This is a genomic window from Caldibacillus thermoamylovorans (assembly GCF_000751775.1).
Taxonomy (GTDB): domain Bacteria; phylum Bacillota; class Bacilli; order Bacillales; family Caldibacillaceae; genus Caldifermentibacillus; species Caldifermentibacillus hisashii.
Genome location: NZ_CCRF01000018.1, coordinates 1 through 24,905, shown reverse-complemented (window position 1 = coordinate 24,905; position 24,905 = coordinate 1). Strand labels below are relative to the sequence as shown.

Below are 24,905 nucleotides of genomic sequence, written 5' to 3'. Positions count from 1 at the left end.
GACGAGAATGAGTCTCGTCGTCAAAAGAGGGAGTTTTTTACAAAAAAATGGTGACGAGATTGAGGCCCGTGCCAAAAAGGATGTTTTTTGCCTTAAAATGGATATCAAAGGGAACCCGACACGTTTCATATTGAATATAATTCATCGGGAATTGTCCCTCTCAAAGTGTACCCGGCACTTTCACTTTTAAATCTAACTCAACCGGAATTGTGTCAGGTGTCAGCTTGGACCTCTTAATAGGCTTTTACTTGATTCCGAAAATTCTACTCGAATTCACTTTGTTGCCGGAAGCTTGTAACTATTAACGAATAAGCAATAAAATTTAATCTTCTTCCTCAATGATCACTTGAGCTATTGCATAGTTGTCGCTATGACTAATTGACAAATGGACACGCAAATCAATCGGATTAACGAGATAAGGTTTGCCCCTGACATCTGTCTCAATCTCAATGTCATGAAAAGATAAATCCCTTCCAATTCCCGTACCGTATGCTTTTGAAAAGGCTTCTTTTGCGGCAAAACGCCCTGCTAAAAATTCGATTTTTCGTTTTGGAGATAATTGTTCAAAGATTTGTAGTTCTTTATTTGTCAAAACCCGCTCTTTAATCCGCTCATTATGTTCATAAACTTTTTTTATTCGGGTAATTTCTACAATATCAATTCCTATCCCTTTTATCACTTGACCACCTTCTATTTTTCACATTCTTTCATATACATAATGTACAAGTATGGGTAAAAAAGCAAATGGTATGGTGAGGTGCAAACATGTATCAAAGTAGGGGATTGAAAAATTTTATTCGAACACATCCGGTCATCTTTATATTAGTTGGTATAAATATTTTATTTTTCCTGTTCATTACTTTGCCGATTTTTCCGAACCGCTGGATAGCAGAGAAAATGATTGGTGTTAATATCCTAATTGCAAATGGTGAATGGTGGAGGCTGGTTACACCGATTTTTATCCACAGTAACTTTAACCATTTGTTGTTCAATTGCATTTCCTTAGTTATTATCGGTTCGCTTCTTGAAGAACGGAAAAAAAAATCAACTTTTCTGTTGGTGTACTTGAGTTCAGGAATTTTTGCCAATGTATTTACATATATTTTCGCACCCCTTACTTTTATTCATGTCGGGGCAAGCGGGGCAGTTTTCGGATTATTAGGTGTTTTTGCTATGTTAATCTATTTGAATAAATTACCTTATCAATTGAAAAACAGTTTACTGGTGATAATTATTCTGGCACTCTTATTTACATTTATGGAAAAAAATACAAATATATATGCACATATCGGCGGGTTTTTGTGGGGATGTCTTTGTGGTTTTCTTATTATAAGAAAAACGATTTAATTTCTTAAACATCCGTATAGAAAATAGCTCGTGAACAAAATTGTACATCTTCTGTGCGGATTCCATTACCTTTGCAGCGTGGTTCATCATGCAAGTTTGGGGAATATCTTCATGTTAGAAAGTAGTATAGGTAGCTGAGGTAGATATTCGAGGGTACTTTTTATGCACTATAATATGTAAAAAGGGCCCAATTTACTTAATGAGCCCTTTTCTTCAAAGTAAAAGAAAATACAAGTTTTGTAGCCAAGTTCTAGTCGCCCGCATTTTTCTTATTCCGCGTCTGTACGGGAATACCATTGATAGATTGCTTTGGCAACAGACTCGTCTAAATCAGCCACACGACCGCTACCTGACATGACGTGTGAATAGATGGTTCCTAGACTCTTTCGCCGTTGAAACCAGTTTTTGGAAATCTCTAATGATTGGATTCGGTTTTTAAACGTATAAAACGTCCTTGTTTGAATCCATCTGCTGCGAAGTGTCAACTGATGCCCGCTCATATTCCATCCGGCTCCCCGATAACTTTGATAGCCGAAGAGCATGGATAACGGAATGAGCACCAATAACAACCATCCAAACGGACGTAAAAAATATCCTCCGATAATAACAGGGATAGAAATAACATAAGCCGGTCGCAACATATATCGAATTTTCGCACGGTCCGGTAAGGTTCCTAATTCAACGTCTACTTGATAATCCGGCAAACAGCTTTTTACAATGGCAGTAATTTCCTGTTTTTTTATTAACGGACAAATGATCACTTTCCCCGGTTCCTCCATATCCGTCCCGCCCTCATTGATTACTTGGAAAGTTACATATCCAAAAAGACGTCGCAAAGGATTTTCAATAATTTCGATACCTTGAATCCGGTGAAAGGGAACGGTTATTTTTCGCTTTTCCAACAATCCGTGGGAAATGATTAAATTTTTCTCGGTTTTTTCTACCTTGTAATCGTAATACTTCAACATGGTTTGTACAATGGCAATCAAATAGGCAAACACGATAATGAATAATGACAGAATAATAAAGAGTGAAATACTGCTTGCAATAAATAGTTGTGCCTCTGTGTAAATTTTTTCATAAGGTATCAATTCATCAAATTGTGAGAAAAATGCAATGACCGCAGTAATTACACCAATAGCACCACCGCTTGTTATTGCCAATAAAAAAATATTTTTCATACTCGCTTGATAAATAATGTCTACAGGTTCCTCATCAGAAATAGAAGTATCTATAGCTATTGTCGCCATCTGTTCACCGGAAGCTTCCGTTGGTATACTTTGTTTTTTCTTTGATTTTTTTATGTATGACTGGATATTTTCCGCTTCCTCTTTTTTGATGGCAATTAATTGGGCTTCCGATTCATCCAGGGCGCCTCCTGCTGTTTCAACCGTAATTTTTGCCAAACCAAAGATCTGCTGCAATAAACCTTCTGTCACCGAAATACTTTGAATCCGCTCAAAAGGAATATATCGCTTTTTCCTAACAAACAAACCGTGTTCTATTCTTAACTCTTCATCTTCAATCCAGTAAGTGAAACGGAACCAATTAATAATTCCACTAATGATTGTAAAAAAAATGATCACCGACGGAATCCCGAAACGAAATAATAAATCGAGTGTTGAAGCGTCCTCACCGCTTCCACCCAAAATAAACATGAAAATGATGGGGAGAACTGCATCTTTTATATTTTTGAGTATAAATAATATAACCGAAATCGGGTGCATTCGTTTCTTCTCAAACATCTTCATCCGCCACCCTTGCTAAGTTGGAAATGACATGCCTTAATTCTTCCGCTTCCACATCTTCTAAGGCAGGAATTTCATGAACAGTTGCTGCGGTCGATATTTTGACGGAAGCTAAATGGTACTTTTTTAATAATGGACCTTGAGTCGTATCGACATGTTGAACACGAATCATCGGAACTAATGTTTTCGTAACAATCCATAAACCGTGCTGAATTTCAATTTCTTGTTCTCTTACTTCATAACGCCAGATTTTCCAGCGTAGTTTTGGATTGAAAAAGATGATGAAATATGTTTCAACAATCCATAATAAAACTAATGGTATAATAATCCACTTCGGCCAATGGAAAATAAAAATAACAACACTAATAGTCACATAAATTAATAACGATAAACCAGAGGTAATGATTCCGCGGATTTTCCAAACAGTTAATGCCCGTTCAGAAATATGTTTTGCCGGTTCCCCTAACATGTTTTATCCTCCTTAAAAGTTTTTCTACCTTTATACGTTAATATCGGTAAAAAGTTACAACTATTTTACTATAATTGTATATGTTGAAAAATTCAGTCACAAATCCTTGAACATATGTTAATCCGCAACGTTTTTGCCGTACTCTCCGAAGCCGATTCATCTCATGACAGAAGTCACAAGTGTTCTCATTTCATCCATTAAATGATTAACACGCAAAAATTTTATAAAAATTTCGCCCAAGTTCAATTTGTATCGTACATAATACCTAATGAGAAAATTTTTCGTAAAAACCTTTTTGTGTGCTAATCATAAAATGAAAATAGCGTCCAGAGCCGTATCTGACGCTATTTAAAGAATATAATATTCACGGTTTCGGGAATTACCGGATACTAGCTTTTTTTATAGCTGCGATTATGTGACCGTTGTCTTCTCGGCATTTCTCTTGAACCTCTGCCTACTTTTTTAGAAAAATTATTTTTGTCTCGTTTTACCGGTAACGGAGCTTCATAGGAAATTTTCACCGGCGTTGTAGCAGGTTCTTTTGTTAATAATTTGAGAGCGGCCGATACAATCGTAAGTGCGTCATGCTGCGTCAATAATTCTTCAGCTGCTTTCCGGTAAAGGGAAAGGTCATTCTCATCGATCGTATTATGAATCTTATCAATGGTTAAACGTTGTTGACCTTCAATCGCTTCTGCAATGGACGGGACCTGCATCCGTTTCATCCGTCTTTTCGTGGTTTCTTCCACTGTCCGTAAATATCCCATTTCACGCGGTGCTACAAAAGTGATTGCCATCCCGGTCTTTCCGGCACGACCGGTCCGTCCGATTCGGTGAACATAGCTTTCCGGGTCTTGCGGAATATCAAAATTATATACATGGGTAACACCGGAAATATCCAACCCGCGTGCAGCAACATCGGTGGCAACCAAAACATCGATCGATCCTTCTTTAAATTTACGAAGAACAGAAAGGCGTTTTGCTTGCGATAAGTCGCCGTGAATGCCTTCAGCCGTATAACCTCTGATGGAAAGGGCCTCTGCCACTTCATCGACGCGCCGTTTTGTCCTGCCAAAAACGATCGCCAAATCCGGTGATTGGTAATCAAGCAACCGGGTTAACGCATCAAATTTGTCTTTTTCCTCCACTTTAACAAAAAATTGATCAATTTGTGGAACCGTCATTTCTTTTGCTTTAATCCGAACCGTTTCCGGATCTTTCATAAACTTAATAGCAATCTGCCGAATTCGCTCAGGCATAGTTGCCGAAAATAATAATGTTTGCCTTTCTTCAGGAACACTTTCTAAAATTTTCTCAATATCTTCAATAAATCCCATATTCAACATTTCATCAGCTTCATCGAGGACAACCGTATGAATATCTTGAAGCTTAATGGTTTTCCGGTGAATATGATCCAGCAGTCTTCCGGGTGTACCGACAATAATAGCCGGTTTCTTCTTTAAGGCACGAATTTGTCTTGAAATATCTTGACCACCGAAAACTGACAATACTTGGACATGCTTTTCATAACCAAGTTTAAACAATTCTTCTGAAACTTGAATAGCCAATTCTCGGGTTGGGGCAATGACTAAACTTTGGATATTTTTATTTCTGGTATTGATTTTTTCAATCAAAGGGATTCCAAAGGCGGCCGTTTTCCCCGTACCTGTTTGCGCTTGTCCAATGATATCTTTTCCTTGCATGCTTAACGGAATTGTTTGTTCCTGAATCGGCGTCGTTTCCTCAAAACCAATTCGCTTCAGTGACTTTAATGTAGTAGAACTTAAATTTAAATTTTCAAATTTTACCAATGCTTTCATACTCCTTTAATTTACAGAAAAAATACTCTCACACCTTTTTGAGAGTAATGTACTTTACACTATAATTTTCTCCATTTTGGTTCATTTATATTACCATTAATTAGCTGTCATTGCAATTTTTTTACAAGTATCCTCTTCATTCAAGAAGGTAAAAATTTCTTGAAACACTCGCTGCTGTTCTTGGCAATAGCAAATATGGTGATTAGCCTCTTCAAGTAAGAGCAGCTTTTTTTCCGGTGTATTTATTGACTCATACAGAAAATATGCACTTTTCAAAGGTACAATTGGATCCATTTTTCCTTGGACAATCAATGTCGGTACATTTACTTTTGAAAAAATTGGCCGGATGGTGTTGACAAGTTTACGAAATTCCAAATACGCTTTTAAAGGTGTGGAAGTAAACTTTCTTTTATATTTTTGAAAAATTGTACTGTGACGGAATGAATTTGTCAGGCACTCTGAAATCATATTTTGCATTTCTAATAAAAAATTTCTTGGATTCATATAATAAGCCGCTGCACTTAATAAAACCATTCTTTTCACAGGATATTGAGTAGCTAACCAACTCCCTATGAGACCGCCCATGGAGAAACCACATATATATATTGTATCACATTGTTCCATCAATTTAACGAGTTCTTCTTCAGCATGACGAATCCAGTCACTATAGCGGACCCCTTTAAGTTTCAGTTCATCTCCATGACCGGGTAAAACCGGGGTACGTATCAACCAATTCGTTTGATTATTTAAAAATGAGACGAGTGGTTCAATTTCTCTTGGTGAACCGGTAAAACCGTGAATACATAACAATCCATTCATGGCACACCACCCTTTAAGGAAAACTCCTCCCAGTAAGATGCCATTTTTTTACAAGCAAGTTCAAAGAATGAGGGAGGTTGTACTTTAAATTTCCCTAAAGTTCGGGTTTCATGCATTTTTCAAGAGGCGACCTTCGTAACGATTTGACGACTGTTTTGGGATTACCAAAAAATAAATATTATTGCTGAGATCTGGAAAACACACATACTGAATTCTTTCAATTACAACTGTGACAAAAATAAATGTATTTGCCGCGACCGGTGTTATTCAGTCAGAATTAGGGGATTTCAAAGACCAAAAAATAAATGCGATTGCGCGTTACATCTTAATTCCTTCGACAACCTCTTCCAGTCTTATCCCTCTTGAGGCTTTTACCAAAACGATTGTTTGCTTGTCTAACTTAGGTTTCAAATGTTCAATTAATGCTGTTTTATCGGTAAAGGAAAAACACCTGTTTGTGTCAAATTTTTCCTTTGCGCCGACTGCAATATGTTTTCCTAATTTCCCATATGTGTAAACGTAATTGATCTTTTCTGGGCGAATATGGCGACCTACTTCTTTATGAAATTCTTGTTCTTGCGGCCCGAGTTCTAACATATCACCAAGAACGACGATTTTTTTATCAAACCCCGGGAGGTCCGCTACTAAGTCAATAACGGCTTTCATCGATGTCGGACTGGCGTTATAAGCGTCATTTAAAATTTGGCAACCGTTTATCCCAGGTATCATCTCTAATCTCATCTGGGTGAGCTTGATTTTTGAAAAACCTTCATTGATGGAAGAAAATGATACTCCCCATTCCCGGGCGACAATCATTGCTGCCATGGAATTTAAAACATTATACTCCCCTAAAATCGGGAGGTTAAACGTGATGTCAGATTGATTAATGGTAAAGAGAGAACCTGTTGCACTCATTTCAATTTTAGTCGGATAGTAATCATTTTTTGCCGATTTGCCGAATGTCCGGATTTTCCATGGTTTATCCATATGCATGAGTTGGGAGACAATGAGCGGTTCATCACCTGGGTAGACGAATAAACCGCCAGATTTCAGGCCGTTTACAATTTCTAATTTTGCTTTTGCGATTCCTTCTCGTGAGCCCAGTTCCTGTAAGTGAGCATCCCCAATATTTGTAATGATGGCAGCATCCGGTTTTGCCATTTTGGTCAAAAAGTCAATTTCACCAAAATTACTCATGCCCATCTCTAATACGGCAACTTCTGTATCTTTTTGTAATCCAAGGATGGTAAGTGGAAGACCAATATGATTATTAAAGTTTCCGGACGTTTTTTGAACTTTATATTTTACCGATAATACCTCCGCAAGAATATCCTTCGTAGTTGTTTTCCCATTACTCCCGGTTACCGCGACAACTTTTAAAGATAATTCATCCCGGTAAACTCTTGCAAGTTGTTGCAAAGCTTCTAACGTGTCGTCAACGATGAGAATAGGGAGATTGGTCGGAGGATTCGGGACGTCTTTCTGCCATAAGGATGCACCGGCGCCTTGCCTCATTGCTTGTTCAACAAATTCATGCCCATCATGTTTTTCCCCTTTTAGCGGGATAAACAAATTTCCTTGTTGGATTGATTTTGAGTTGATTGAAACACCTTGTACTGTTTGATCTTGAAAGGAAGAAATATCATTGTGGACTTGAATCATGTTTGCTAACTGTTGGACTGTTTTTTCAATCATCCTAGCACCTCCAATGGTGAATTTCGTTTGCAATTAATTTTGGGGCTGCATGTGTTGTTTCTAGAATTGTTTGGCTGACAATTTGCCTCGATTTCCTGCCCATTTTGCTCCTAAAATAAAATAATAGTTAAATTTTGCCCTTGTTATAAACGACAGTATCTCAGTAAGCCTACCCCGAAAAAAATGTACATTTGGACAAATCACTAAAAGACTTTATTCCAAGGAAAACAACACACCTTGAAATAAAGTCATTAAAACTTGCTTAGTCTAATGTGTACCGGATTTTTTGTTTCTCTTCATAACGTTCGAAACCAAGTTCGATTAGTCGGTCAATCAATTCCGGATAGTCCAATCCTGAATGTTTCCAAAGTAACGGGAACATGCTGACCGGAGTGAATCCCGGCATCGTGTTAATTTCATTAATTAAAACTTTTCCTTCTTTTGCGACAAAAAAGTCTGCACGGACAAGGCCTGAACAATCTAATGCTTTGAAAGCTGTTATGGCCATTTCTTTTATCGTTTCATAGATTTCCTCGGACACATCTGCCGGGATAACCAAAGCCGTATCACCATCTTCATATTTCGCTCGATAATCATAAAATTCTGTTTTTGGAACAATTTCACCAGCCACAGAGCAAATCGGTTGATCATTTCCTAATACACCGATTTCAATCTCGCGGGCTTCCACACCTTGCTCAATAATAATTTTCCGATCAAATTGAAAGGCTTCCTGGAAAGCCCTCACTAATTCTTCCCGGTTTTTACACTTGCTGATTCCAACACTTGATCCTAAATTGGCCGGCTTAACAAAACAAGGATAGTCAAGAGCTTTTTCAACCTTTTCATATGAAGCCACGGCATCATTTTCCCATTCGTGACGAAGAACGGATACATAATCAACTTGATTCAATCCGGCATCACGAAACAAGTTTTTCATAATGACTTTATCCATTCCGGCTGCTGAAGCCAAAACACCATTCCCAACATAAGGAAGATTTAAAACTTCCAGCATGCCTTGAACTGTTCCGTCTTCTCCGTTAGGTCCGTGTAATAATGGAAAAATAATTCCCGGTTCATCCATTTTTTCTATCGAGTCTCCTATAAAAAGAGCCGGACTGGTAGTTGTCGATTTTTGTCTATCCAATCTCAATTCGCCAATTTGTTTGACCGGATTTTCTAAAGCTTCACGTTTCACCCATTGGCCAGCCTCTGTTATATAAATCGGGGTTACCTCATACTTTTCAAAATTTAATGCCTGGGTAACAGCAAAAGCCGTCCGTATGGATACTTCGTGCTCGGCTGATTTACCGCCGTACAATAAGAAAATTTTCTTTTTCATGAATATGCCTCCAAACAAAATAATAACAACATGTAACTAATTTCCCATATATTTTACCACTAATAAACGAACAATAAAGGTATTTTTTCAGCAGTTCATTCTTTTTGTATCATATGATTTAGAAGAATGAATAACACCCAAAAAAGTCTGTTTTTCGAAAAAACACACGCTCAAATTAGAAAATAATGTGTCAAGCTAATGTGAAAAAACCTTTTGGGTGCTCATTTATCGAACCTTTCAATTTCCATTTTTATTTAGGTTTACTTGCCATTCCTTTTGTTTTCGGTCAAATACAATATTTCCATGGGGCACATCAGCGGTTGACACAGCTAGATATTTTTCCATCATTTCATCCATATCATAATAATCACCGACAACCCAAAAAGGGATTTCAATTTGACCGCGTTCTTGGCTAAAATGTTGAAACGAAAAGACTAGACCTTCCGTCAATAAAGAATTCAGTTGGTGTAACACATTTCGTTCGATTGGTGGATATATCTTTTTTTTGCGAAAACCGATGATTGATTTATCATATTTCGCTTCACTTAACCTGCTGGCCAGTATCCCGCCGAGGCAATCATAAAAGTCGGTCCAATAGCGATAATACGTTTTATTTAGCCAGCCATCATCTTCCGTCAAATAGGCAAAGCGATTGTTTAATTTTTGGAAAAATGGGAGTGACAGGTGTTTTTTCATATGACCTAAATATAGTAATTCTGCCAATTCTTCCCCTTCAATAGTATCCAAGCTAAATACATCATCAAAATCCACCCAGCAAAATTCACCAAATTTATGAACTCCTTTTCGGATTAGTTGTTCCACTTGATCCTTTAATATATAATCCAATTGGGTATCTAAATGGAATTCCGTGTCATCATATTTGTGTTTTAACAATAACAAGTTTGCTAATGGCTTTTTCAATGATTGAATAAATCCGGGAAAGGTAATCCCGTTTGAAATGACATAATGATCTCGTGTATTTACTAATATATAAATTAAATCTTTGAAATCATCATTTCTGGCCACCTTGTTCATCTCCCTAAAAGTCGGTCATTATATAAAATGGATATTCACTCATTATATAATGAATGATATTAATAATGCTTTTCAAATTTATTACGATTATATATCCTGATTGGTTTCAATTTTACGTTTTCTACATAAATAAGTTTCTTACATACAAATTTTATCATATTTTTTCCATTTTCCTTTTTCCCCTGTGAAAAAATTATTGTATATACTAATAAGGTGTTTTGATTATTTCACATATCTTGTTTTGCCTTCATATATATGTGAAAATAGTTTCAGAAAATATATTGAAAAAATGGACGCTCATGATTCCGCCTTACCATTGACTATAAAGAAAACTCGAGCGTCCGAGCCTTTCGGCGAGAGCAGAGCCGTAGTTCACCGAAAAAATATAAAATTTTTTCGGCTGCGATGTATTCCCACGTAGCTTTTCTTGTGAACTTATGCGTTAGGAAAGTAGAAATTGGAAAATTTTCACTTTCCTATTAGCAAATAAAGGAGGGGAGCTTTCATGAACCATTTAATGACAAATGAGCAACTATTAGTAACCGTTGTAAAATTATTGCGAGAAAACAAACGGAATGAACTCATGCTCATCATTGATGAATTGCAACCTTATGATATTGCAAATTTATATAAAGAGTTACCGCATAAATTGAAAACTCGGTTTTTATTCCACTTGGACAACCATCTACTGGCAGACGTAATCCAAGAAGTGGAAGATTCCGATTTACAATTGGAAATTCTTAATAAATTAACAATCGATAAAAAGGGCGAGGTTTTAAACTTAATGGATAACGATGACCTTGCCTCTTTGCTTCATGACTTACCGATCGAGAAAAGCGAATCGCTCTTGGCAGAAATGAAACTTGAAGAGTCGGCAATTGTTCAAAACATTATGAAATACCCGGAGGAAACAGCCGGCCGACTTATGACGAACCGATTTGTTTGGATTCGAAATACTTTTACAGTCAGGGAGGCTGTTGATAAATTAAAGAACTTTGCCGAGTATGCCGAAACCATTAACTACTTATATGTTATCGATGAAAACCGGAGACTGGTCGGAGTAGTTTCATACCGCGATCTCCTTCTTGCCGATTTGAATGATAAAATTGAAAACATTATGTTTGAACGGGTTATTTCGGTATCTGACTATACCGACCAGGAAGAAGCAGCCCGAATTTTGGAAAGATATGACTTTCTCGCTCTTCCCGTTGTTAACGAAGATAATGTACTGCTTGGGATCATCACGTTTGATGATATGTTAGACGTCATTATCCGTGAAGCAAATGAAGATATAGAAAAATTATCCGCTTCAGGGAAAGCCATCGATTTCGATACAAAAGCAACCATCGCTGCCTGGCGGAGATTGCCTTGGCTCGTTTTATTACTCATTATCGGATTGTTTTCCGGTAGTATTATCAGTTATTTTCAAGAAACATTGGATCTTGTTGTTGCATTGGCATTCTTTATGCCGATGATTTCAGGGATGACCGGGAATACCGGCACACAATCTTTGGCCGTCGTTGTTCGTGGTTTAGCCGGACAAGATTTAAATAAAAAGGCGATTTTTCATCTGATTTTACGGGAATTTATCGTTGGCTTCATTATCGGCGTCATTTGTGGGATTCTTATTTCTTTTATTGCTTATTTTTGGCAAGGAAACATTTATATTGGGCTTGTCGTCGGTGTATCCCTGTTTTTAACCTTGATTATTGGCACATTGGCCGGAACAGTAATTCCCCTTATTCTCTATCGGCTGAAAATTGACCCTGCGATTGCTTCCGGTCCACTTATTACAACATTAAATGACATTTTTTCACTGACAACGTATTTTTCCATTGCTTCCATTTTTTTAGACAAATTATTATGACTATGTGTTTTTAGAAGGATAAAGAATACACCCCATCTCCCACCTATCTTCCCCTTTGATTTGGAGCTTTAGGTGGGAGTAAATTTTTATGTAAATAGTTATCTAAATATTACAAATTTATAAATAAAACCTCACAATAAATATTGACTCCAGAAATATATATATCTATAATAGATATAATAAAGAAAATTTTTTGCTTTTTTAACTGTTTATAAGTTTCAAACAAGGCTTAAGTGAATACAAGTCATTTTTCTGTTAGGGGAATGGAAAATTCAGCCAACATTTCATACTTATTTTTTTATAGAAGTCTCCAAAGCTCCATTAACAAAAACCCCAATGTGTTGTAAACTATTAATTAAAAGGAGGAATGTACCTTCGTAAAGAATGATGAATGACCTTACACTGCCTGTCTAATAAAAATAGTTAAGAAAACTCAGGCGTAAGAACCTGACGTTGCGTAAAGTGTAGTTCACCGAAAAAATATTATACTCATTTTTCGGCGAGAAATGTAACTTTCGAGGCTTTCCATATGCACTTTGCGTTGGAAAAATTATGAATTCTTTTAGGAGGTGAACTCCCGACCCTGTTTTAAGGGGCGGGGATTTTGTTGGACGACATAGTTGGTCTGATTTATATCGCCGTTCTAATTGCGTTAACGGCATTTTTCGTAGTTTCTGAGTTTGCCATTGTTAAGGTGCGAACGTCGAAAATTGAAGAACATATCGAAAAAGGAAGAAAAAGTGCAATTGCTGCAAAAAAAATCATTACCAACCTGGATGAATATTTATCTGCCTGTCAACTTGGGATTACCGTTACCGCACTTGGAATCGGTTGGTTAGGAGAATCTACTTTTGAGTCGATTTTTACCAAACTTTTTACGAACTTCAGTATTCCTGAGTCGATTTCCCATTTGTTGACAATTACCATCGCATTTTTAATAATGACGTTCTTACATGTTGTTGTTGGCGAGTTGGCACCAAAAACGGTTGCTATTCAAAAAGCTGAAGAAATTACATTACTGGTTTCCAGACCGCTGATTTTATTTTACAAAATTATGTATCCGCTCATCTGGGTACTGAACGGTTCCGCACGCTTAATTACGAAAGCTTTCGGTTTAAAACCTATGGCGGAAAATGGTAGTGCTCATACGGAAGAAGAACTTCGGATCATCTTAAGTGAAAGCTATCGAAACGGTGAAATAAACCTGTCAGAATACAAGTATGTAAATAAGATATTTGAATTTGATAATCGGATTGCAAAAGAAATCATGGTTCCGCGAACAGAAATTGTAAGTATTGACATAAATGATTCCATTGAGTCTCTATTAGACCTTGCTCGTGTAGAAAAATTTACCCGTTATCCGGTGATTGACGGAGATAAAGATCATATTGTCGGATTTATTAATATGAAAGAACTGCTAACAACTTATATTTCCGGCAAAGATCTTTCAAAGTATACCGTCAGATCCTTTATTCGACCTATCATCAGGGTGATTGATACAATCCCTGTTCATAATCTTCTTGTCAAAATGCAAAAAGAACAAATTCATATGGCTATTCTTTTTGATGAGTATGGTGGAACAAGCGGTCTTGTCACGGTGGAAGATATTGTGGAAGAGATCGTAGGTGAAATCCGGGATGAGTTCGATTTAGATGAAATCCCATTAATTCGACAATTGTCTGAAAACCACTATATCTTTGACGGTAAAGTATTAGTCAGTGAAATAAATGCATTATTATCACTTGACATTAATGATGAAGATGTTGATACGATTGGTGGATGGTTTTTAACGGAAAATTTTGAGGCAAAACAAGGTGACATCCTCATCTATAAAGATTACCAATTTAAAGTAATTGAGATAGAAGATCACCATATTAAATATATCGAAGCAAGAAAAGTTGTCACAGAGAGTAACTATGAAAATCCAGTTCATCCGACGAACATGGCGACTGCGAATACAGAAGTGGTTTAATCATGTCCATGGAAAAGGACAACTTTTATCAAAACCGTTCACATGAAATATTTGATGATTGTAAGTGTAAAACGGAAAATTTCAGTCGTACCTTTATGAGAGAACTAGGGAGGAAAGCCATGCGTGATTTCATGCTTTCCGTTCAGGCCGCTTTCTCCCGGTTCAACGTTCGTATTTGGTATTTTACATGGAACTGCACCTATTATGGTAGTTCCTTTTATTTTGGAGTTTTTCACCTGATTGATTCAGGAGGTTTCGGGGAATGTATGTCACTATTTCATATCTATAAAACTTGAAGAAAAAATAACTGAATAGATGTGCATCCCCAAAATTAACATTCTGCCAAATTTTTGTTTTTGCTACTTTCACTAAATCGATTATAATATGGTTATGTAAAAAATAAACTAACATCCAAACAACATTTGGACGAAAAATTCCCTGTCCGATTTTCTTGAACCATTTTTTTACAACAAAAATCCGAAAATTTTATCCGTAAGATTCCGAAAAACGGACTTTTTGGGTGTTAAACGTGATATAATATTATTTTATTCGATTTTTTAAAAGTGAAAAGGTGAATATAATGGAAAATGAAAAAAAAGTTCCAGATCGTTTTGATTGGACTTTAGCTTTTATATTATTTCTGTTTTTTATTGTTAGTTTAATATCTATATACAGTGCTCAGACTTCAGGGCAATATTCAACAAACTTTGTACTTGATCAATTAAAATGGTATATCGTTGGGGCTATCATTATTGGGGGGGCCTTGTTTTTTGATCCGGATCAATATAAAAAATTATCATGGATATTTTATGGTTTTGGGATATTTTTACTTATTGTATTATGGATTGCAGCCAAACTCCATTTGGGTATTGCAGAGGAACGAAATGGAGCCCATAGCTGGTTCACCCTTCCATTCGGGAGCATTCAGCCGTCCGAATTTATGAAAGTATTTTTAATCTTGGCGATTAGTCGGCTTACATCCGATCATAATCAAAAATATCCGGTAAAAACATTACAATCAGATTTTTGGTTGTTAGTTAAAATTGGCCTCACTGCTTTGGTTCCATTGGTGTTAATTATGGAACAGCCGGACTTAGGAACTGCATTAGTCATCATGGCCATTACAGCCGGAATGATTTTAGTATCTGGAATTTCATGGAAAATAATATTACCCTTTTTCTCTCTAGTTGCTCTTCTTGGGGTAGGTATTATTGGTGTTATGATATATTTTCCGGATTTTCTAAAAGATCATATTGACCCTTATCAGTATGGAAGGATTTATGCCTGGTTAGACCCATATAGTTATGCATCCGGTGATGGTTTACACTTAATTAGTTCCCTGCAAGCAATTGGGTCCGGTGAGATTTTCGGGAAAGGCTTTATGGGGAAAGAAGTATACGTCATGGAGCGCCATACAGACTTTATCTTTAGTCTAATTGCTGAAGAATACGGCTTTATCGGTGCCAGTGTCGTTATCAGTTTATTTTTCCTGCTTATCTATCATTTAATAAAAATTTCATTAGAAACGAACTCTCAATTTAATTCTTATATTTGTGCAGGTATCATTAGTATGACTGCATTCCATGTATTTCAAAATATCGGGATGACTATCCAAGTATTGCCAATTACCGGAATCCCACTTCCTTTCCTAAGTTACGGGGGAAGTTCATTGATGGGCAATATGCTCGCCATGGGGTTAGTTTTCAGCATCCGGTTTTATCATAAAAATTATATGTTTGAAGCAGATACAGATGAATAAACGGCGGTCTTGACTCGCAGTTAAGGATAGGATAAATAAATATAGATAACTCCGGACGTCAAGATTCAGGTCCGGAGTTTTTCTACTGTACATTTATTTCTCACAAATTCGCTTCTTTCGCCTCTTTCTCCCCTATTTCTGTCCCTTTTTTCAACGCAAATTGATAAACAACCATGGCAATAAAGCCGGCTAAGCCAATCAAATCAGAATAGCCTTCAGGATAAATCAATAACAATCCAATAACAACAGAAGCAATTCTTTCAATCCAGTTTAGTTTTTTATACCAATAACCAATTAACCCGGCACCGATACCAACCATCCCGGTAATGGCAGTAAAAATAATCCATAGCACACCTAAGAAAGTCGTATTAATCATCAATAACTCAGGTTCCATTACAAACATATACGGTATGATAAAAGCGGCGACAGCAAGCTTCGAAGCATTAATTCCCGTTCGGATTGGTTCCCCGCCCGAGATTCCTGTTGCCGCAAAAGCAGCCAAAGCAACAGGTGGTGTAATATCGGCAACAATACCAAAATAAAAAACAAACATATGGGCAGCTAAGACCGGCACAGCCACTTCCAGCTGATTATTTAATGCTAAAATGGCCGGTAATGCAATTGTTGATGTAATAATATAATTCGCTGTTGTCGGTGATCCCATGCCGATGATGATGGATGTGATCATCGTAAAAAATAAAGTCAATAATAATAAAGCATTCGGGTTATTTGTAATTGTCTGGGCGAGTCCGACAATTTCGTTTCCAAGTTTCAAACCGAGCCCTGTTTTTGTGACAACTCCGACAATAATCCCGGCACAGGCGGTTGCAGCTGCGACCCCAAGTGCAGAACGAGCCCCTTCAATGAGAGCTACAAAAAATTTCGATAATGTAATCCGCGTATCTTTTCTAAACAAGCTGACAATAATCGTAAACAAAATACCTAATAGAGCTGCGCGGGAAATACTCGTACCGATGTCCATGAAAATGATAATGGCAAGTATTGGCGTTAACAGATAGATTTTCTTAAATACTTCCTTTTTAGCTGGAATTTCTTCTTTTGGCAAACCGCGTAATCCTTGTTTTTTCGCTTCAAAATGAACCATAATCCAAATTCCGGTAAAATATAAGATAGCTGGAATAACCGCAGCTTTGACAATTTCAATATAGGGTACACCGGCAAATTCAACCATTAAAAAGGCAGCCGCGCCCATAACCGGCGGCATAATTTGACCACCCGTTGATGCTGCAGCTTCTACCGCACCGGCAAAATTCCGATGATAGCCTAATCGTTTCATTAAAGGGATGGTATAGGAGCCCGATTGTACCACATTGGCAACAGAACTGCCTGAAATCGTCCCTTCCAATGCACTTGTAAAAACCGCCACTTTTGCAGGACCACCAATACGTCTTCCTGCAATTGAAATGGCCAAGTCATTGAAATAGTTTCCTACCCCTGTCTGTCCAAGGAAAGCCCCGAACAAGATAAATAAGAAAATGAAAGTCGATGATACTTGAAGTGGCGTACCAAGGATTCCCTCTGTTGTATAAAACATGGAATTTATTAATTGCTCAAGACTTAACCCTCTATGTGCCAACATTCCCGGCATACTTGGTCCATATAAAGCATAAAGAAGGAAAGCTATTGCAATGACAACCAAAGGAAGACCGACCACTCTTCTTGCCGCTTCCAAAACCAATATAATAACCAGACCGCCAATAATCATTTGTGCTGTATCAATACTACCGATTTTTTGCACCAATGAATCATAAAAAACAGGCCAATAGCCACAGACGATAATGGCCAGAACTGCAAGAATATAGTCGTACCAAGCTATTTTTTGGCGTAATGCAGTCTTTCTTGCGGGAAACAATAAAAAGATTAAAACCAACGCAAAACCTAGATGGACTGTTCGTTGAATATATGCTGTTAATTCCCCGAATGCACCCGTATAGATTTGAAATAAAGAAAAGGCAACTAACAAGCCAATAATAACTTTTGACATCATTCCGGACAGTTTTCGTGTTCGTGATTCAGCATCATATTTTTCCATTAATGCCTTTTGCTCTTCTTCGGATAATTGAACTTTTTCATTATGCTCAGTCACGGATTTCAACTCCTTTCACAGATTGCCATAATGATAGATGATCTACTTGAACCTTATATATTTCCCCAGGTTTCAGATAATCGTTAAATTTGACGATATGTTCTTCATTTTCTCCCCAGACTAAGCGATGTTTTGAAACGGTTTTTCCATTTCGGATCATCATCGACGGGAAGACATTACCTACATCTTTTATATGATATTTTCCATCCTTATATTCGAAAGTTTGTCCCGTCTCCGCATTGGAAGGCATTCCAATACCAAATTCTTCAAAAACAAATTCGTATTCCTCCATCGTATCATCCGGCAAAACCCGATATTTCTCAATAACATCGGTTAAATGAATTGAATGGGTAAAAATAATTTGAAAAGTATCTCCCTCCTTAACGGGGAGATAGGCAGCGATTTGACCGGTGTTCCGTTCATAAAAGACGAGCGATTTACGAAATGGAATAAATAAAACCGTTAGTATGATAACGAGGAAAACGATAATTATAATTAAGGTGTTCATATATTTCTTACGTTTCATGTAAGTTCATCCTAATAATAGACTGCTAATCAATAAGAGGCCGGCCGCGTATGCAAGTGTGCTTTCACAGCCAGCCCATATGAAACTTCTATTCTATTGAGACACAAGACTGCCGAATTGAGGTTTTGAACCCAAATTTCTTTATAAACCTTCTATTCTATTGAAAAACAACACTTCCGGTAAGATTGGTCCCAAATTCCTTTATGAACCTTCTATTCTGTTGAAACTCCGGCTTCTTTAAAATATTTTTCTGCACCCGGATGCAAATCAATGCCGATTCCTTTTAATGCATTTTCCAACTTAATGTATTTCCCTTTTGCATGCGTAATGCTGCCTGTATTTTCATAAATCGCTTTCGTAATTTCATATACCGTATCTTCCGGCACACTATCAACAACCGCAAGCATGGCCAAGACTGCGACGGTGTTTACATCTTCTTTCAGCCCGTATGTTCCTGAAGCAATGGTGTCTTCCGCATAATAAGGATATTTTTTAACTAGCGCATCTACTTTATCTTGGGCAATCGGAACAATTTTCACCGGATTTGTAGCAGATAACCCTTCAACGGCTCCGGTCGGTGTGCCTGCAGTGATAAATGCTGCATCAATATTACCGTCTTGAAGTCCACCGGTAGACTCGGCAAAATCAAGGTTTTGAGCATCAATATCATCCATTGTCATGCCATGGACTTCCAAAATTTGTTGTGCATTAATGTATGTTCCTGAACCCGGTGCTCCGACAGAAACCTTTTTTCCTTTCAAATCTTCAACCGAATTAATATTCGACTTTGCAAGCGTTACAATTTGGATCGTTTCCGGATATAACGAACCAAGTGCAAGCACATTTGTTACTTTCCCAGTTTTTTCAAAAGCATTTATTCCTTCTACGGCAGCTGCCATCACATCGGTTTGAACAAAGGCAATTTCTGCATTCCCTTCACTTAATGCAATTACGTTATCCGCTGATGCATTTGAGGAAACAGCATCCGTTTGAATTCCGGTTTTGTCTGTAATGATTTTTGCAATTTCTCCACCCAATGGATAATATGTACCACTTGTTCCACCGGTTAACATGCTTAAGAATTTTGGCTTTTCTTCAGTTTTTGATTTCTCCCCTTCATTAGAACCGCCACTGTTTCCACCACTTGATTCACTTCCACCACCACATGCAACAAGGAAAAGTGAAAGAGCAAAAACTACTGAAAGCAATGCAAAAAACTTCTTTTTCATCCCGTTTCCCCCTTTTAAAATTTGATAAACAATAACAAAGCGTTTCCTGAATAGAATAATCTGACTTTGGCGCAATATTTTTCTGAAATAAGAATGAACGCTCATTCATAATTAATTGTGCCAAATTCACATTATTTAATACCGCTTTATTATTAATATTAATATAACTAGGAATTAATACCATTGTCAAACTATTAATGTTAGTAATATATAAAACCTAGAGTGTGACTAATTAGTTATCCCTTTCATTGTCATATAAAATCATTTCTTCTAGCATATGTATATAAAAAAACCACCAGTTATCCTCATTTATTGAGAATTCTAACTGATGGTTCACAAAATTAATTTTCTCGAATTTCCAATAGTTTTTGTTTCAATTGTTCTTCCATTGTAACGAGTTCTTGTTCTGCTTGATGGCGTTTTGCCCGACCTTCTGCTTGTATTCTTAATGTTTCTTCCAGTGTTGATACAAGATTTTCCTGTGTTTTCTTCAATGTTTCAATATCAACAATTCCCCGTTCATTTTCTTTGGCAACTTCAATTGAATTTGTTTTGAGCATTTCTGAGTTTTTCAGAAGTAAGTCATTTGTTGTTTGTGATACTTGTTTTTGAGCCTCTACCGCTTTTCGTTGCCTTAATAATGTCAAGGCAATGGCAATCTGATTTTTCCACAGCGGAATCGCCGTTGTAATGGATGTTTGAATCTTTTCCATCAACGTCTGATTCGTATTTTGAATCATCCGGATTTGCGGTGCACTTTGAATCGTGATTTGCCTGCTTAATTTTAAGTCATGTAACCTCTTTTCCAGACGGTCCGCAAACTGGATCATATCGTTAACTTCTTGATATGCCATTTGATCCCCTGATTGTTCCGCTTTCCGTTTCAATTCGGGAATAAGTTTCGTATGCAGTTCCTCTAATTTCACTTCTCCAGCAGCAATATAAATATTTAACGCCTGAAAATACTCTTTATTTTTTTCATACATCTGGTCAAGCAACGTATTGTCTTTGATTAATGTGTTTTTGCAATGTTCAAGACGGACGGTGATTCGGTCAATTTGCGCACCGGTTTTTTGGTATCTTGCTAAAATTTCATTAACGGAGCGCGACATTTTTCCAAACATCCTTGAAAAAATATTCCGTTTCTCCACTTGTAATTCATCAGGGTTTACTTGATCTAATTTTTTCATTAAATCCGTTATAATTTCCCCAATCTCACCGATGTTCCCGCTCTTCACATGGTCAAGCATTGTAGAAGAGAAATTCATTAATTTGGATTGGGCCTGTGTTCCATAAAGAGAAATGGATGTTTGATTTTTCGGGTCAATTTGATTAGCTAATTGGTATGCCCGCTGTTTATCCTCATCCGGCAATGTTTCAATAATTTTTTTCGGTTTCGTTTCTCCAACTTTATTAAACAAATCCATTCCCATTTGTTTTCCTGCTTCTTGCAATTCCTGCTTATTCTCGGCCGATTCTTTAGACAGATCTCCAAAAGGATTGGCCAATAAATCATCTATATCACCGGTTAATTTTTCCTTCTCAACCATTTAGCTACCTCCTGCCTTCATTTTCGTTCAATAAATTTCTTTGCTACATCAATTTCAAAATTTAAGTTGTTTATATCCCCTTCAATCATCAAGTGTAAATCTTGTTCGATTAGTTTTACCAGATCATCCATTGTTTCTCTAGTTTCTCGCAAAGATTTTGCCAAGTCCACTGTTTTTGCCGGCTGCGATGCGAGAAACGTATATTTTTCGGCTAACTCAACAATAGATTCCAAGTGCGAATAATAAAATTCATCTGCAAGAAAAAATCGTCTTGGTTCTTTCTTTGTGATATTGTATATTTTATAAATAACCCGTAATGTTTCAAAATTTTGTTTTGCATTCGTTAAATTTTGAATCTGGATAAATGCCTTTTGTAGACGGTGAATTTTCTGTTTCGCTTCTTTTAAATTTTCTTCAACTAGTTTATATTCTTTTCTCGTTAAACCGTTTCTTCGTAAAAATTGCGATTGAGTACCTACCTTCATCCCGTAATATACCGCAGTACCGCCAATTAAGCCAAAAACGGATGACCATAAGAAACTTTGGTCAAATCCAAAAAAACTGATCAACCAAATCATGACCATCGCAAACCCGGCTGTAAATGTTCTAAGCATAAAAAACAAAAATGTTTTCAAGATCATCACTCCCATAAAAGAGAACTGAATAATTACTTTAATCGGTAACTATCCTTTTATCTCCATTAACCATTCAAGTTTCATTCGATATTAGTATTACGAAAAAGACATGCGATTAGTTTCAGAAAAACAGACACTCCTTCATTTCTATTTTAATCTACAAACGAAACAAATAGCAACAAAATCAGAGGTGTCTCAACTGAGACACCTCTGATTTTGCGCCGAAAGCGATAGCGACAGGCGCAAAAGTATTTCTGCGCCAAAAGCGACAGCGACAAGCGCAAAAGTCTTCTCCTTTTATAATCCGCTTATAAGTAAAATAACAAAATACACAACCATGATGACCATGCCAAACGGAAGCCCGACTCTTGCCCATTCTTTACTTGTTATATTTAGTTTACCTGCCGAGATAATATTAGGAATATTACCCGGGATTAACATACCCCCACTAATAAGTAATCCCATCAAAATAGCTTCAATCGTACTTTGACTCATAGCCGGACTAATTTCAGCCGCAGCTAAAGTTGCGTTATCAAGAACGGCTGAGATAATATTAACCCAATAAAGAATTCTCGGACTTAAATCAAGCAAATACGCATTAATTAACGGTTCAAAACCTGCACCTAACATGGTCAAACCGAAAACGAATAAATAAATTTTGACGGCACGGACAAATATTTCTTTATATGATTCCGATTCACCGGTCGATTGAAGGCCAGCCCCTTCTCTACGTTTGACTGCAAAAGCGGCAAAAATCCCTAAAAGAATTACTCCAGGAATAATAAATGGCCCGACCAAATCAATCAAATAAAAGAAGTCTTCATTCATCTTACTTACAACAATGGTGGATAACGGTTCCCCAATCGGCGTCAAAGCGGCTCCGAGTCCGATTGAAAAACAAGAGATAACCGTCAATAGTACTTCATGTCTTCTTTGTAGTGAAAGATTACTAATAATCAATACTAATACAAGAGCGGCAATAATAGCAGTAATAATACTTGAAAGCAGTCCTAAACCAATAACAACTAATGCAATAAATAACGGAAATGGCATTTTATGGCTTATTGTATTGATTGCATTACCCAATTGGGTCTGGAACCATTTAAAGAGCACACCCGCTATGAATACCGCTAAAGTGATTTTAATTGGATCTTCCAGAGCGTGCATAAATAATTCAACATCCAACACGCCTCCGATTATCGCGGCAAGAATCCCCATAACAAACAGAAAGTACTCTAAGTTATGTTCAATCGCTTTTACTGTAAAAGGTAAGAATAGAACCAGTACTAAAATAATTAACAAACCGAACATATGATTATTCCTTCTTTCTTCCTTTATACCAGACTATTTTAACATAATATACCATATGAATGTAACTATTGTTTTTCTAAAAATGCTAATTTTTCACCTAAATGTCTCTATTAAAATTTCTAAATCTAATTGACAGGGACAAAACCGGATGAAATGGAGCTGAAACGGGTAGGCTCCCCTTAAATTAGGCAAAAGCCCTTTAAAAATATAGAACTTGATGTTCCATGAAAAATCAGGATAAAATTAACTATAGATACTTTGCTAGGAGACGTTTTTAAAATCCAAACTATATGATTATTCCAAGTCTGTTCGAGTAAATACTTAATTTAAAATGAATTGGACCCACTGAGGGTAAAAGCTTTTTGCCAAACTTGAAACTATTGACGATTTGCCTATTGCCTAAACAAAGGGTAAATTTCTTCAAAAAATTTCTAAAAGAGGACCTAATACTAAAGGATGAGGATTAGAGATGCATAAAAATATTTTAAAACTGTATCCGGATGCCGTAATTCAGGATCTACCTTCCTACGACGATGAATGCTTTTGTTTTTACGATGAGTCGACCAAGCAATATTTCACAATAAAAAAATCATCGGTTACTGAGCGTGAAAAATTGTTGCTTGAAACGAAATATACGCTTGTTGAAGAAACACCTGAATTTTTAAACAGCCAAGTTGAACAAAAGGCTTGGTATCAATTTTTGCTAAATGATGGAAAACTCCCAGGTAATAGTGGACGTATCCGCTTCATTCAGTTCCATCTGGAAGAAATAAACGATTATCACGATTTTGTGAATGCTGTGGAATCATTTATTCAAGACCGGGTCGCTTTCGTTTGGTTTGATAAAAAAACAGGTATCATCATTGAAAAGGAAATGAATGATTTTTTAACGGAAAAAGATTTTGATTCCTTTAAGGACGCCATTTTAGCAGATTTTTATATTAAGGTTGATTTTTATATCGGAAGGTTCTTTGAAGTTTCTCAAAAGTTAAAAGAACGGTTTTTCCGTGAACAATATTATTTTAAAATGGGAAGAAACGTTTATCCGCAAAAACATATTTTCTCATTTATTCATGCTTTTCCAATTGTCATGATGACAACTGAATGGCACCGTTTAATCCCGATTTTAGAACAGGAATACCAGGATATTTTTCAAGGGGATAAGGAAATGGTAAAAATTATTAAAAAATATCTTGAAAATAATTTTAATACAAGCTTGTCAGCAAAAGAATTGTACATGCATCGAAATAGCCTACAATACAAAATTGATAAATTCATTGAGCATACGAGCATTGATATTAAAAAGTTTCAAGGAGCCATTTCCGTTTATTTTATCAGTATATTTGCCGATGCCTCACTGTATATAGACGGAGGCCAATTTTCTTCATAAGTAAGTACTCCTCATGAACAATGTGACAAAAAATCACCTGGTTTCTTTGTGCACTTTGTCCATTCACAATTGAAAACATTTTCACTAAAATTTACTTATAGGAGAAATCGTTTTCACAGGAGGAATGGAAAAATGGCAGATTTAAAACTCAATCACATTTACAAAATCTATGATAACAAAGTAACCGCTGTATCTGATTTCAATCTTCATATTCAAGATAAGGAATTTATTGTTTTCGTCGGTCCATCCGGTTGCGGGAAGTCAACAACTTTACGGATGATTGCCCA

20 protein-coding genes are annotated in these 24,905 nt (G+C 36.7%); 6 read left to right on the top strand and 14 right to left on the bottom strand.

What is annotated here, in order from left to right; genetic code table 11:
• Positions 1-322: 322 nt before the first annotated feature.
• Positions 323-679 (bottom strand): holo-ACP synthase, encoded by a 357-nt coding sequence (gene acpS / locus BT1A1_RS02605; protein WP_034767809.1) that lies wholly within the window; start codon positions 677-679, stop codon positions 323-325.
• A gap of 86 nt (positions 680-765) precedes the next feature.
• Between acpS and BT1A1_RS02600 the strand changes: the two genes are divergently transcribed.
• Positions 766-1,347 carry a rhomboid family intramembrane serine protease gene (locus tag BT1A1_RS02600; RefSeq protein ID WP_034767808.1) on the top strand — a complete coding sequence of 194 codons (582 nt, stop codon included), beginning with the start codon at positions 766-768 and terminating at the stop codon, positions 1,345-1,347.
• Between the two features lie 269 nt (positions 1,348-1,616).
• Here the strand turns inward: BT1A1_RS02600 and BT1A1_RS02595 are convergent, their stop codons facing one another.
• The 7 genes from BT1A1_RS02595 to BT1A1_RS02565 all read right to left on the bottom strand — a co-directional run bounded on the left by BT1A1_RS02595 (position 1,617) and on the right by BT1A1_RS02565 (position 10,263).
• Positions 1,617-3,092, bottom strand: coding sequence for a PH domain-containing protein (locus BT1A1_RS02595; protein WP_051988971.1), 1,476 nt, complete (start codon positions 3,090-3,092; stop codon positions 1,617-1,619).
• Positions 3,085-3,564, bottom strand: coding sequence for a PH domain-containing protein (locus tag BT1A1_RS02590; RefSeq protein WP_034767804.1), 480 nt, complete (start codon positions 3,562-3,564; stop codon positions 3,085-3,087). Before BT1A1_RS02590 ends, BT1A1_RS02595 begins: the two co-directional genes overlap by 8 nt.
• A 389-nt stretch (positions 3,565-3,953) precedes the next feature.
• Entirely contained in the window at positions 3,954-5,375 is a 1,422-nt protein-coding gene (locus tag BT1A1_RS02585) for a degradosome RNA helicase CshA (protein ID WP_269147480.1), read from the bottom strand.
• 105 nt (positions 5,376-5,480) lie between these two features.
• The gene (locus BT1A1_RS02580; protein WP_034767800.1) at positions 5,481-6,203 is read right to left on the bottom strand and encodes an alpha/beta hydrolase; all 723 of its coding nucleotides are present in this window, start codon (positions 6,201-6,203) and stop codon (positions 5,481-5,483) included.
• A gap of 318 nt (positions 6,204-6,521) precedes the next feature.
• The gene (locus tag BT1A1_RS02575; protein ID WP_034767799.1) at positions 6,522-7,898 is read right to left on the bottom strand and encodes a UDP-N-acetylmuramoyl-tripeptide--D-alanyl-D-alanine ligase; all 1,377 of its coding nucleotides are present in this window, start codon (positions 7,896-7,898) and stop codon (positions 6,522-6,524) included.
• A gap of 262 nt (positions 7,899-8,160) precedes the next feature.
• Positions 8,161-9,237: a D-alanine--D-alanine ligase gene (locus BT1A1_RS02570; protein WP_034767791.1), complete on the bottom strand. Its 1,077-nt coding sequence runs from the start codon at positions 9,235-9,237 to the stop codon at positions 8,161-8,163.
• Between the two features lie 237 nt (positions 9,238-9,474).
• Positions 9,475-10,263 (bottom strand): hypothetical protein, encoded by a 789-nt coding sequence (locus BT1A1_RS02565; protein ID WP_051988970.1) that lies wholly within the window; start codon positions 10,261-10,263, stop codon positions 9,475-9,477.
• A gap of 514 nt (positions 10,264-10,777) precedes the next feature.
• Between BT1A1_RS02565 and mgtE the strand changes: the two genes are divergently transcribed.
• From mgtE to BT1A1_RS02545, 3 genes are all read left to right on the top strand, one after another.
• Positions 10,778-12,139 (top strand): magnesium transporter, encoded by a 1,362-nt coding sequence (mgtE, locus tag BT1A1_RS02560; protein WP_034767787.1) that lies wholly within the window; start codon positions 10,778-10,780, stop codon positions 12,137-12,139.
• Between the two features lie 607 nt (positions 12,140-12,746).
• Positions 12,747-14,111, top strand: coding sequence for a hemolysin family protein (locus tag BT1A1_RS02555; protein ID WP_034767816.1), 1,365 nt, complete (start codon positions 12,747-12,749; stop codon positions 14,109-14,111).
• Positions 14,112-14,691: 580 nt separating this feature from the next.
• Positions 14,692-15,870 (top strand): FtsW/RodA/SpoVE family cell cycle protein, encoded by a 1,179-nt coding sequence (locus BT1A1_RS02545; protein ID WP_034767784.1) that lies wholly within the window; start codon positions 14,692-14,694, stop codon positions 15,868-15,870.
• Positions 15,871-15,970: 100 nt separating this feature from the next.
• On the opposite strand, the gene BT1A1_RS02540 is transcribed toward BT1A1_RS02545, so the two are convergent.
• The 6 genes from BT1A1_RS02540 to BT1A1_RS02515 all read right to left on the bottom strand — a co-directional run bounded on the left by BT1A1_RS02540 (position 15,971) and on the right by BT1A1_RS02515 (position 23,228).
• A complete protein-coding gene (locus tag BT1A1_RS02540; RefSeq protein WP_081912243.1) occupies positions 15,971-17,923 on the bottom strand; it encodes a TRAP transporter permease in 1,953 nt (650 codons plus the stop codon).
• Positions 17,924-17,969: 46 nt separating this feature from the next.
• The gene (locus tag BT1A1_RS02535) at positions 17,970-18,503 is read right to left on the bottom strand and encodes a DUF1850 domain-containing protein (RefSeq protein ID WP_034767781.1); all 534 of its coding nucleotides are present in this window, start codon (positions 18,501-18,503) and stop codon (positions 17,970-17,972) included.
• A gap of 212 nt (positions 18,504-18,715) precedes the next feature.
• On the bottom strand, positions 18,716-19,732 hold the full coding sequence (locus tag BT1A1_RS02530; RefSeq protein ID WP_034767779.1) for a TAXI family TRAP transporter solute-binding subunit: 1,017 nt from the start codon (positions 19,730-19,732) through the stop codon (positions 18,716-18,718).
• A 341-nt stretch (positions 19,733-20,073) separates the two neighbouring features.
• Positions 20,074-21,165 carry a toxic anion resistance protein gene (locus BT1A1_RS02525; RefSeq protein WP_375293572.1) on the bottom strand — a complete coding sequence of 364 codons (1,092 nt, stop codon included), beginning with the start codon at positions 21,163-21,165 and terminating at the stop codon, positions 20,074-20,076.
• Positions 21,166-21,299: 134 nt separating this feature from the next.
• On the bottom strand, positions 21,300-21,917 hold the full coding sequence (locus BT1A1_RS02520) for a 5-bromo-4-chloroindolyl phosphate hydrolysis family protein (RefSeq protein WP_034767775.1): 618 nt from the start codon (positions 21,915-21,917) through the stop codon (positions 21,300-21,302).
• Positions 21,918-22,214: 297 nt separating this feature from the next.
• The gene (locus BT1A1_RS02515) at positions 22,215-23,228 is read right to left on the bottom strand and encodes a DUF1646 family protein (RefSeq protein WP_034767771.1); all 1,014 of its coding nucleotides are present in this window, start codon (positions 23,226-23,228) and stop codon (positions 22,215-22,217) included.
• Positions 23,229-23,697: 469 nt separating this feature from the next.
• On the opposite strand from BT1A1_RS02515, the gene BT1A1_RS02510 reads away from it, so the two are divergent.
• The gene (locus BT1A1_RS02510) at positions 23,698-24,618 is read left to right on the top strand and encodes a helix-turn-helix domain-containing protein (RefSeq protein WP_034767769.1); all 921 of its coding nucleotides are present in this window, start codon (positions 23,698-23,700) and stop codon (positions 24,616-24,618) included.
• 132 nt (positions 24,619-24,750) lie between these two features.
• Positions 24,751-24,905: ATP-binding cassette domain-containing protein (locus BT1A1_RS17680; RefSeq protein ID WP_156103150.1), on the top strand; the 155-nt coding region annotated here is incomplete at its 3' end.